The sequence below is a fragment of the Legionella nautarum genome (assembly GCF_001467895.1).
In the GTDB taxonomy this organism is placed as follows: domain Bacteria; phylum Pseudomonadota; class Gammaproteobacteria; order Legionellales; family Legionellaceae; genus Tatlockia; species Tatlockia nautarum.
On record NZ_LNYO01000013.1, the window covers coordinates 573915 to 584252 of the forward strand.

Sequence of the window (10338 nt, forward strand, 5' to 3'; positions counted from 1 at the left end):
TTATTAACATGTCTGAAAGTTTCAAAGAATTATTTGAGCAAAGTATCGCTGGCGCACAGTTTTATCCTGGTGCAATTATCACTGCAAAAGTTATCGGGATAGACGAAGATTACGTCACTCTAAATGCTGGATTAAAATCCGAAGGTATAGTCGCTGTTGAAGAGTTCCAAGATAAAAATGGCGAACTAGAAGTGCATTTAGGCGACACAGTAGAAGTTGCTCTCGATTCAGTAGAAGATGGATATGGGGAAACCTTATTATCCAGAGAGAAAGCTAAGCGTCAAGAAGCATGGCGTAAATTGTCTAAATGCCATGAAAACAACGATACAGTAACAGGTCTAATTTCCGGTAAAGTCAAAGGTGGCTTCACTGTTGAAATCGGCACTATTCGTGCATTCTTACCTGGTTCTTTAGTAGACGTCAGACCAGTACGCGATCCATCTTACCTAGAAGGTAAAGAACTTGAATTTAAAGTTATTAAAATGGATCTAAAACGAAATAATATTGTTGTTTCACGTCGTGCAGTAGTTGAAGAAGAAAGCAGCGCGGATCGCCAAGCTTTACTCGAGTCCCTACATGATGGACAAGTTCTTAATGGTATCGTTAAGAATCTTACTGACTACGGTGCATTCATTGATTTAGGTGGTATTGATGGCTTGCTCCACATTACCGATATTTCTTGGAAACGTGTTAAACACCCAAGTGAGGTTTTAACCGTTGGTCAAGACGTTAAAGTAAAAGTGTTAAGTTTCGATAGCGAACGCAATCGAGTTTCATTGGGAATGAAACAATTAGGAAACGATCCTTGGGTTGATTTAGTTGAGCGTTATCCTGTTGGTAAAAAACTTCAAGGTAAAGTAACAAATATTACTGATTATGGTTGCTTCGTTGAAATTGAAGAAGGTGTTGAAGGTTTAGTTCATATGTCAGAAATGGATTGGACTAACAAAAACGTACATCCAAGCAAAGTAGTATCAATGGGTGATGTAGTTGATGTGATGGTTCTTGAAATTGATGAAGAGCGTCGCCGTATCTCACTAGGTATGAAGCAATGTGTTGGTAATCCTTGGCATCAATTCTCGCAAAGCCACAGCAAGGGTCAAAAAGTTAATGGGAAAATCCGTTCAATCACTGATTTCGGAATTTTCATTGGCTTAGACGGGGAAATTGACGGTTTAGTCCACTTGTCTGATATCTCTTGGAACGTTCCTGGCGAAGAAGCAGTGAAACAATTCAAGAAAGGACAAGAACTGGAAGCTGTCATTCTCGCTATCGATCCAGAGCGTGAGCGAATTTCTTTAGGCTTGAAGCAATTAGAAGGTGATACTTTTACTAGCTATGTAGAAGAAAATGCCAAAGGTTCTGTTGTTAAAGGTAAAGTATCGGCTGTAGATGCCAAGAGCGTTACTGTTGACTTAGCTCCTGATGTCATTGGTATCATTCGTGCTGCTGAACTATCTGAAGATCGAGTTGACGATGCAACTTCACTCTTCAAAGAAGGGGATGATGTAGAAGCGAAAATTATCAATATTGATAAGAAAAATCGCACAATCGCACTCTCAGTCAAAGCAAAAGACGCTCAAGATCAAGCAGAAGCAATTAAGAAATACTCTCGCAGTGGTGAAGTTGCTTCCACAACCTTGGGTGATTTGTTGAAAGAAAAAATGGCAAATAAAGAGGGTGAATAATCCTCTTTAGCTAGAAAAAAGCGTAGGAAACTACGCTTTTTTTTTTGCTTTATAGAAGGTTCGATTTGGTTAATTTGCTTGATTATGTTTAAATAAAAAAGCCAAAATCGACATTAAGGAACATACTCAAATATTTTGAGTACATTATCAGAGGTGAAAAGAATGCGCCTATTTATGATGTTAATTTATTTAATACTAATCGTACTGGGTGTAAGTTTTGCTGCCTTAAATGCGTCTTCTGTGCATGTTAACTTCTATTTTAAGACAGTCTCTATGCCTATCTCCGTGTTGATGACCATTATGCTCGGCGTTGGTCTTCTTCTGGGTTTTTTATTTTTCGTATATCGCTATTGGCGACTCAAGATGGATTATTTAAAAATTAGAAATCAGTTAAGGATGACTGAAAAGGAAATAAAAAATTTGCGATCTATCCCATTAAAAGATCAACATTAAGTGGGGTTAATGATCTTTAGCTTGACGGCTATCGATTATTAACCATAATAGGGAGGTTCACAACGGCGGTGAACTCCTTTAAAGATTGGAGCGCTTTAATGATTAATTTATGGCCATTATTGTTACCTGCTGCTGCTTGGTCTGGTTGGTGGGTTGCTAGCCGTAATTACTCTGGCAAACAAAAAAAGTTTGACAATCGTTTATCTCGTGAATACGTTGTGGGCTTAAACTATCTCTTAAATGAACAGCCAGATAAAGCGGTTGATATTTTTATAAAATTATTAGAAGTTGATAGTGACACTGTAGAAACCCATCTCGCCTTAGGCTCATTATTTCGCCGCCGCGGTGAAGTAGATCGAGCAATAAGAATACATCAAAATTTGATTGCTAGACCCCAATTAAGCCTGAGAGAACGTAAAGAAGCTTTAATGGCCTTAGGCCAAGATTATATGAGCGCCGGTGTGTTTGATCGTGCGGAGCGAATTTTCTTAGAAGTAGTAGAGTTAGGCGGTGGTAGTGAATCTTGCAGCTTGCAAGGTTTGTTAGCGATTTATCAGCAAGAAAAAGCTTGGGAAAAAGCCTTAGATATTTCAAGAAAATTAGAATTATCCGCCGGTCAAAGTATGCATATTCAGGCTGCACATTATCATTGTGAAATTGCAAGTCATGCCCTGAAGAATAATGCTATTGATAAAGCTCAACATGCAACCAAACAGGCTTTACAAGTTGATAAAATGTCTGTGCGCGCCAGTCTTATGCAAGCAACTTTGGATATACAGCATGGGCGTTATAAGCAGGCAATTCGTTCGCTAAAACGAGTGCCTCAGCAAGATCCTGAGTTTTTCAGTGAAATTATTGAGCCATTAGTACTTTGTTATCGTGAGTTAGATGCAATGGATGAGTGTGTTGATTATCTCCGACAAACCTTGATTGACCATCCAAGAGCATCAACGATTTTTGTGATCGGAGAATTTTTACGCCGCGAAAAAAATATGGATATTGCCATCGATTTTGTATCAGAAAAACTGAGTACTCATCCATCTATTAGAGGATTGAATCGGTTAATTTTTTGGCACCTTGAAACAGCACACGGCAAAGTGAAAGATAAGCTACAAATGTTATATGACATAACCAGCAAATTTCTGGATAATAAGCCTATTTACCGTTGCGGGCATTGTGGATTTGGAGGTAAACATTTGCACTGGCATTGCCCAAGTTGTAAACAGTGGGGTAGAATGAAGCCTGTTCATGGATTGGAAGGGGACTAGATACTGGTGTTAAGTTTCTTTGAGGGATTATGCTGATGGAGGTTAACTCAGCTGACTTTAGCACCAATATGGCTTTAGACCTGTATTCTTTATGTTGAGAAAATTATGCAATTTATTGATCTTAAAAAACAATATAAGTTAATTGAAAAAGATATTTTACGCAGCATCCAAACAGTATTGGAGCATGGCCAGTATATTATGGGGCCAGAAATAGGAAAACTCGAACTTCAGTTGGCTGAGTTTCTAGGGGTAAGACATGTCATCGTGAATTCAAGTGGTACTGATGCATTGCTTATGGCACTTCTTGCATTGGATATTGAACCAGGTGACGAAGTCATAACAACACCATTTAGTTTTTTTGCCTCAGCTGAAGTTATTGCTTTATGCCAAGCCAAACCTGTCTTTGTAGACATTGATCCTATAAGCTACAACATCGATGTGAGCAAAATTGAAGCGGCGATTACCCCAAAGACAAAGGCAATTATGCCTGTTAGTCTCTATGGCCAATGTGCTGATATGGAAATAATAAATCGCATTGCCCAAAAATACGGATTACCTGTTATTGAAGATGCAGCACAAAGTTTTGGTGCGACTTATAATGGAGTCTATTCAGGTGCATTATCCACGATAGGTTGTACTAGTTTTTTCCCCTCTAAACCACTGGGTGGCTATGGTGACTCTGGTGCCTGTTTTACCGATGATGACATTTTGGCGGAAAAATTAATTGAAATTCGTAATCATGGACAAAATGTACGTTATTGCCATCGCCGTATAGGTATTAATGGTCGTATGGATACAATACAAGCAGCAATTCTTATTGAAAAACTAAAATTGTTCCCTGATGAAATGATTATGCGTCAAAAAGTGGCTCAACGATACCAAGAGCTTCTATCTGGTTTAGTGAGAACGCCAGTCGTGATGCCTGGGAATGTCAGTGCTTATGCACAGTATACGATTGAAGTTCCAAACCGTGATGAATTTCAGAAAAATATGCAGGATTTAGGCATCCCCACAGCGACTCATTATCCTGTTGCTATCCATCAGCAGCAGGCACTGAAGTATCTTGGCTATCAAGTGGGTGATTTTCCTTTTGCAGAAAAAGCATCTAAACATGTTGTCAGCCTTCCTATGCATCCCTATATGAGCTTGGAAGAACAACAAACTGTAGCGAATGCGGTAAAAAAATCATTAGTTAATGAGTTAGTAGGAGCTTAGGTGGGTTTGAAACTGATTGTCGCGCTTGATTTTGCTAATCAACGAGATGCGCTTAATTTAGTGGAGAAATTAAATCCTGACCAATGTGCGATAAAAGTTGGTAGTGAAATGTTTACCTTGTTTGGTGCTGATTTTGTGCGCAATTTGGTTGATAAGGGATTCAAGATCTTTCTAGATTTAAAGTTTCATGATATTCCTAATACGGTTGCTCATGCTTGTAAGGCTTGTGCTGAACTTGGGGTTTGGATGATTAATGTTCATGCCTCAGGTGGTTTAAAAATGATGCAAGCCGCAAAAAAAGCAATCGAGCCTTATGGTGAGAAGCGCCCCTTATTAATCGCTGTTACTTTACTAACTTCTATGGGAGCAAATGATTTGCCAGCAATTGGCTGTAATGCTTCGTTGGATGAACAGGTTAAACGATTAGCTAACTTAGCTCATGAAGCAGAGCTTGATGGAGTGGTTTGTTCTGCTTTTGAAGTGCCTATGATTAAAAAAGCCTTCGGACCCACATTTCTTACAATTACTCCCGGGATTAGGCTTCCAGGTGATCAGGCCAATGATCAAACGCGTATAATGACCCCTGCTCAAGCGCTTGAATTAGGCAGTGACTTTTTGGTAGTAGGGCGTTCGATCACTTCTGCGCCTGAACCAACAACAGTTGTACAGGATTTATTATCAACCATTAATTAAAGCAAATCTTAGCCTTTAGTACAAAGTCAGGGTTAGGCTAATTTATTTTTTCAGGGAAAAGTTCTCGCATATGCCAGAAGAATTAAATCGATACTATCTGCAGACCATGGGAATAGAAAGCTGGATCTTGCGCCAGGAAACCCCTGCTTGCAAAAATTATCTAGGGGTACTTGAAAGAGAGGTTGCAGCTTGTACTCGCTGTCCTTTACACAAGACACGCACGCAAACTGTTTTTTCTCGTGGAAATTCAAAAGCAAAATTAATGATTATCGGTGAAGCACCTGGATTTTATGAGGATAAGCAAGGCATGCCTTTTGTTGGAAAGGCCGGCAGTTTACTCAACCAAATGCTACAAAGTATCGCGATGAGTGAAGAGGATGTTTATATTGCGAATGTTTTAAAATGCCGGCCACCGAATAATCGAGATCCCGCAATTGATGAAATCGAGCAATGTAGCTCATACCTTGCGCAGCAGATTGATTATATCGCCCCCAGCTTAATCCTTGCCTTAGGCCGTTTTGCGGGCCAGTTTTTACTTAAAAAAAACCTGCCACTTAACCAGTTACGTAAAACGGTTCATCGTTATAAAAATACACCTTTTTTAGTCAGTTATCATCCAGCTTATTTATTGCGTAATCCTGTGGATAAGAAAAAGGCTTTTATTGATTTGATGGCGGTGAAAAAAGTGTTAATGGAAACCTAGAGCAGGAAAGATCTTTTTTAAGTTTTATTTTCGTCCAAAATCGTAAAAAAACAGGGAGGAGTGATTAGAAAAAAATGATCAGGAATTATGGTCTAACTTTGATTGAGTTATTGGCAGGTCTAATGATAATAGGCATTGTGTTCGCCTTATGCATACCTTTAGGTTTTTCGCTCTATGGAAAAAATCAATTAAAACTACTTGAAAATGAAATCGGCATTGCTATTCGTTTCGCAAGAAATATGGCCTTATTGAAGCATGTACCTCTTGTTTTAACCCCTTTACCGAGTTCAGATAATTGGTCTGATGGAATGATATTGTTTATTGATAACAAAAATCATCAATATGCTGAAACGGATGAAATAATTCACCAATGGAATTGGCAGAAATTGAAAGTACAGGTTAGCTGGGTAGGGTTTCGTTCGAATAATTATCTATTATTTTCATCAACACTAAGCCATTCAGCAAGTAATGGGCATTTTATTCTACGTAATAATGAGGGAAACACTGTCAAATTAGTGATTAACCGTTTGGGACGAGTAGCCGCTCAGAAGCAAGACAATTATTTAAAGCCTAATTAGTGCTTTCTTGGTACTGCTGATATAATTATGCAGTTAAATTCATGCTTTTTATTTACTTATGTTTATTAAAACTACCCAGCTATTGCAAAGTGACAATCTTCCACCCAATGAGTTAATACCCTGGCTTTGTCATCAGAATTCTCTCACAGATAAACTCAGATCACAGACTGGTGATGCTCAGCTTGAAGTGCTTGCACAACATTGGACTTTGCCCAGTTGGTGGGATAAATTCACTTTGGGATTGTCAACGGAAGTTGTTATGCATAGAAACATACTAATGTTTTCACAGCAAATACCTTGTTGGTTTGCCCGCACTATTGTCCCAGAGCATAGTTACCGGGAAAATAGGCATTTTTTTAATCGATTAACACAGGAATCTTTAGGCGTTATCATTTTTAATGAGCCCAAGATTAAACGAACTCAACTGCTCAACTACTCAATTAATGAAAACTGTATAGAATATCATTGGCTTTCGCCGTTACTGATGAATAAAAATGAGCAAGTTTGGACTAGATTGTCTGTTTTTACTATTGATGATCTCTCAAGTTTTTATCTTGTAGAAATCTTGCTTCCAGGGCTTATGAGAATATTAAAGTGAATTGGATTAATTATTTAAAATTAATGCGGCTTCATAAACCAGTAGGTATCTTGTTATTATGGTGGCCTATTGCCTGGGCTTTATGGATTGCTTATCAAGGTAGTCCGCCGGTTTCAATTGTTTTCTTGTTTTTTTTAGGTACCCTATTGATGCGATCGGCTGGATGTGTGGTGAATGACATTGCCGATCGCCATATCGATGCACATGTAAAACGAACAAAAAGTCGGCCTTTAGCTGCAGGCCAAATTGGACTTATTCCAGCCTTGGGTTTACTTATTTTTCTATTATTATGTTCTTTTATAATTCTAATTCAATTACCTAAAGTCTGCTTTTATTATGCTTTAGTCGCTGTTTTTATTACGATTTTATATCCCTTTTGTAAACGGTTTATTCAAGGACCGCAATTTGTATTGGGAGCCGCTTTTTCTTTAGGGATTCCTATGGTTTTTGCTTGTGCCAATGAAATGTATAACCCTAGGCTCATTTATTTATTACTTATTAATTTTTTATGGATAGTTGCCTACGATACACAATATGCCATGGTTGATCGGGACGATGATTTGCAGATTGGGGTGAAATCTACGGCAATATTGTTTGCCAGTTACGACAAGTTGATTATTGGTTCTTTTCAGGTAGTTTCCCATGTACTTTGGCTGGTGCTTGCTTGGGAATTGAATTTTTCTTTAGACTTTTTTGTTGGCTGGGGTATCGCTGCTGGTATTTTATTGTATCAACAAAAACTGATTGCGAAGCGGGAGCGAGAGAATTGTTTTCGCGCTTTTTTGACTAATAGTTGGTATGGTTTGGTGATGTGGTTAGCGATAGTAATCTAATTAGCTAACAAGCTCATCAAGCAAACTGCTGGCTCCAATGCGGAACCAAGATTTATCGGGATTGCGTCCTAACATTTGTTTGGCTAACGCGGTATACGTAAGGGCTTGCTCTGGTTTCTTTATTCCACCAGAGATTTTCAAACCACAGTTTACTTTAGAATCAATAATCGCTTTAAGAATCGAAAAAGCTGCGGAAGGCGTAGCACCTTGAGCAATTTTGCCTGTCGAAGTTTTTAAAAAATCACAACCAGTCTCGATGACTGACTTACTTAGCTGATAAATGAACTCTAAAGAAGGCAACGCCCCTGTTTCTAAAATCACTTTAAAAGTCACCTTCGCTTGCTGGCAAAGTTGATAAGCTTGCTGACATTGTGATAAAGCGGATTGTTCTTCGCCTTCCAAATAAATTTGATGGGGAAAAACATAATCAATTTCACCAACGCGATGAGTTGACAAAATTTCATCAATAGAAGCTAAGACTTGTTTTGTTGGTTGATCGCCTTCAGGGAAATTCACGACTGTAGCAAGTTTAATTTCTGGTGAAGAAATCATTTTTTTGATGTGCTGAGGAAAAACACAAATTGCAGCGACTTGATAGCGATGAGCCTTGTGGTTAATGGTGGATAAAGCCTTATCGCTGGCTGATTCATCGAGTAAGGTGAGATCAATGAGAGAAATCAGGTCCTTATTAGAGGGTCTAAAAAACTCTAAAGTGGTTTTGAGCTCATCATAGGCCATCAAATAATGTTCTTCTAAATTCATCAATTGAACAATCCTCATTCAGTATCAATCGCTGTCGGTCACTCATTTTTAAATTGATGCAATCATAAAAAGGCTTAGTAAGAATAGCTAAGCCTTTATTTTTTCAGTCACCAAATTGAATCGGAGTGACAGCCAAAAAAGAATGGTCTAAATATAATCTGCAATAAATTTGTTCACAATTTTGCTTAGTTTATCAGCAGCGCTTGCAGCCATTTGCAATACGGCTTCGTGGCTATGGCTTGTTGTAGCTAGACCAGTAGCATAATTGGTAATTATCGCAATCACGGCGACTTTCATACCACAATGATTGGCAACTAAGACCTCAGGTACAGTTGACATGCCAACAGCATCAGCACCTAATATACGAAAAGCGCGAATTTCAGCCGCTGTTTCAAAGTTAGGGCCGAGTACTGATACATAAACACCCTGATGTAGCGTAGTTTTTTCTTTGTCAGAAATTTCTAATAATTTTTCTCGTATCTGCCGATCATAAGCATTATCCAGTGGGACAAACCGTGGACCAAATTCATCATCATTAGGTCCTGCTAAAGGATTGCCTGGTTGTAAATTAATGTGATCACTAATTAGCATTAATTCGCCAGGTCCTACATCTTCCCGCAATGAACCAGAGGCATTGGTTGCAAAAAAATATTCACAGCCTAGTAAACGCAAGCAGCGCACATAGGTTTTTACTGTTTCAAAATTAGCTCCTTCATAGCTATGGGCACGGCCTTGTAAACAGATAACTCCTTTTCCATATAAATGGCCTAAAACTAACTTACCACTATGCCCAAGTACTGTAGGTTTGGGAAAGCCAGGTAGTTCATCGTAATTAATGCTTATCGAATCTTCGAGCTGCTCTGCAAAACTTCCTAATCCTGAGCCCAGTACTATCCCTAGAGTAGGTTTAAAATTTGGTAATAATTGTTTAATTTTTTCTGCTGCTAAATGGGCTGCAGTTTTAGTGATATTGCTCATTTTTATTCCAAGTTAAGGCTTAAATTTAAAGGCGATAGGGAGTAGTTCATCTATAGTGATCGATTTTATCAAGCTGTGATGATTGCAAAGATGAATCATCGTCTCAGCAGTCGAGAATTCAGCTATTCTCTGACGGCATGCTCCGCAAGGGGGGCATAAACTGTTAGTTCCATTTAATACGACTAAGCTTTTTATTTTTTTCTTACCAGCGGTAATCATTTGGCATATCGCTGCTGATTCAGCACAAATAGTTAAACCATAAGAAGCATTTTCAACGTTGACGCCCGTAGAGAAACTATCATCATCACAGCAGATACAAGCTGCAACATGGTAGTTTGAGTAGGGGGCATAGGCATTAGGTAATACTGCCTTTGCTTTGCTTATCATCGCTCCGATTAAGTCGATCATTCTTCACTCCAGATTGGTTGCAAACTATACTAATTATCAACACGGGTTACAAGCCATTGGTTACTATTGGTATAGACTAGTTTTGAATATGTTTGCTGAAATATAGATTTAGCCAAAATTGATGGCAGCCAGTCTAAGCTGGATCTGGCTTATAATTCGAT

12 protein-coding genes are annotated in these 10338 nt (G+C 38.6%); 9 read left to right on the top strand and 3 right to left on the bottom strand.

Going from position 1 to position 10338, the window contains the following annotated elements:
- Window positions 1-8: 8 nt before the first annotated feature.
- The 9 genes from rpsA (at window position 9) to ubiA (ending at window position 8029) form a co-directional block, all read left to right on the top strand.
- On the top strand, window positions 9-1688 hold the full coding sequence (rpsA, locus tag Lnau_RS05945; RefSeq protein ID WP_058504221.1) for a 30S ribosomal protein S1: 1680 nt from the start codon (window positions 9-11) through the stop codon (window positions 1686-1688).
- A 162-nt stretch (window positions 1689-1850) separates the two neighbouring features.
- Window positions 1851-2141 carry a lipopolysaccharide assembly protein LapA domain-containing protein gene (locus Lnau_RS05950; protein WP_058504222.1) on the top strand — a complete coding sequence of 97 codons (291 nt, stop codon included), beginning with the start codon at window positions 1851-1853 and terminating at the stop codon, window positions 2139-2141.
- Window positions 2142-2239: 98 nt separating this feature from the next.
- Window positions 2240-3409, top strand: a complete 1170-nt coding sequence (gene lapB, locus Lnau_RS05955; RefSeq protein WP_058504223.1) for a lipopolysaccharide assembly protein LapB — start codon at window positions 2240-2242, stop codon at window positions 3407-3409.
- A gap of 105 nt (window positions 3410-3514) precedes the next feature.
- Window positions 3515-4624 carry a DegT/DnrJ/EryC1/StrS family aminotransferase gene (locus Lnau_RS05960; RefSeq protein ID WP_058504224.1) on the top strand — a complete coding sequence of 370 codons (1110 nt, stop codon included), beginning with the start codon at window positions 3515-3517 and terminating at the stop codon, window positions 4622-4624.
- Window positions 4625-5317, top strand: coding sequence for an orotidine-5'-phosphate decarboxylase (gene pyrF, locus Lnau_RS05965; protein WP_058504225.1), 693 nt, complete (start codon window positions 4625-4627; stop codon window positions 5315-5317).
- Window positions 5318-5387: 70 nt separating this feature from the next.
- A complete protein-coding gene (locus Lnau_RS05970; RefSeq protein WP_058504226.1) occupies window positions 5388-6020 on the top strand; it encodes a uracil-DNA glycosylase in 633 nt (210 codons plus the stop codon).
- A gap of 74 nt (window positions 6021-6094) precedes the next feature.
- Window positions 6095-6598, top strand: a complete 504-nt coding sequence (locus Lnau_RS05975; RefSeq protein WP_058504227.1) for a GspH/FimT family pseudopilin — start codon at window positions 6095-6097, stop codon at window positions 6596-6598.
- A gap of 58 nt (window positions 6599-6656) precedes the next feature.
- Window positions 6657-7196, top strand: coding sequence for a chorismate--pyruvate lyase family protein (locus Lnau_RS05980; RefSeq protein ID WP_058504228.1), 540 nt, complete (start codon window positions 6657-6659; stop codon window positions 7194-7196).
- Window positions 7193-8029 carry a 4-hydroxybenzoate octaprenyltransferase gene (ubiA, locus tag Lnau_RS05985; RefSeq protein ID WP_083503779.1) on the top strand — a complete coding sequence of 279 codons (837 nt, stop codon included), beginning with the start codon at window positions 7193-7195 and terminating at the stop codon, window positions 8027-8029. Before Lnau_RS05980 ends, ubiA begins: the two co-directional genes overlap by 4 nt.
- Here the strand turns inward: ubiA and deoC are convergent, their stop codons facing one another.
- From deoC to cdd, 3 genes are all read right to left on the bottom strand, one after another.
- Window positions 8030-8791 carry a deoxyribose-phosphate aldolase gene (gene deoC / locus Lnau_RS05990; RefSeq protein WP_065240251.1) on the bottom strand — a complete coding sequence of 254 codons (762 nt, stop codon included), beginning with the start codon at window positions 8789-8791 and terminating at the stop codon, window positions 8030-8032.
- A gap of 147 nt (window positions 8792-8938) precedes the next feature.
- Complete coding sequence (locus Lnau_RS05995) at window positions 8939-9769, bottom strand: purine-nucleoside phosphorylase (RefSeq protein WP_058504229.1); 831 nt, start codon at window positions 9767-9769, stop codon at window positions 8939-8941.
- A gap of 12 nt (window positions 9770-9781) precedes the next feature.
- Window positions 9782-10177 (bottom strand): cytidine deaminase, encoded by a 396-nt coding sequence (cdd, locus tag Lnau_RS06000; protein WP_058504230.1) that lies wholly within the window; start codon window positions 10175-10177, stop codon window positions 9782-9784.
- Between the last annotated feature and the right edge of the window lie 161 nt (window positions 10178-10338).

What these genes read in the sequence shown, in the direction of transcription:
- Lnau_RS05980 (WP_058504228.1), top strand. Translation starts at nt 6,657, where the DNA reads ATGTTTATTAAAACTACCCAGCTATTGCAAAGTGACAATCTTCCACCC.
- deoC (WP_065240251.1), bottom strand. Translation starts at nt 8,791, where the DNA reads ATGAATTTAGAAGAACATTATTTGATGGCCTATGATGAGCTCAAAACC.
- lapB (WP_058504223.1), top strand. Translation starts at nt 2,240, where the DNA reads ATGATTAATTTATGGCCATTATTGTTACCTGCTGCTGCTTGGTCTGGT.
- rpsA (WP_058504221.1), top strand. Translation starts at nt 9, where the DNA reads ATGTCTGAAAGTTTCAAAGAATTATTTGAGCAAAGTATCGCTGGCGCA.
- cdd (WP_058504230.1), bottom strand. Translation starts at nt 10,177, where the DNA reads ATGATCGACTTAATCGGAGCGATGATAAGCAAAGCAAAGGCAGTATTA.
- Lnau_RS05975 (WP_058504227.1), top strand. Translation starts at nt 6,095, where the DNA reads ATGATCAGGAATTATGGTCTAACTTTGATTGAGTTATTGGCAGGTCTA.
- Lnau_RS05995 (WP_058504229.1), bottom strand. Translation starts at nt 9,769, where the DNA reads ATGAGCAATATCACTAAAACTGCAGCCCATTTAGCAGCAGAAAAAATT.
- Lnau_RS05970 (WP_058504226.1), top strand. Translation starts at nt 5,388, where the DNA reads ATGCCAGAAGAATTAAATCGATACTATCTGCAGACCATGGGAATAGAA.
- Lnau_RS05950 (WP_058504222.1), top strand. Translation starts at nt 1,851, where the DNA reads ATGCGCCTATTTATGATGTTAATTTATTTAATACTAATCGTACTGGGT.
- Lnau_RS05960 (WP_058504224.1), top strand. Translation starts at nt 3,515, where the DNA reads ATGCAATTTATTGATCTTAAAAAACAATATAAGTTAATTGAAAAAGAT.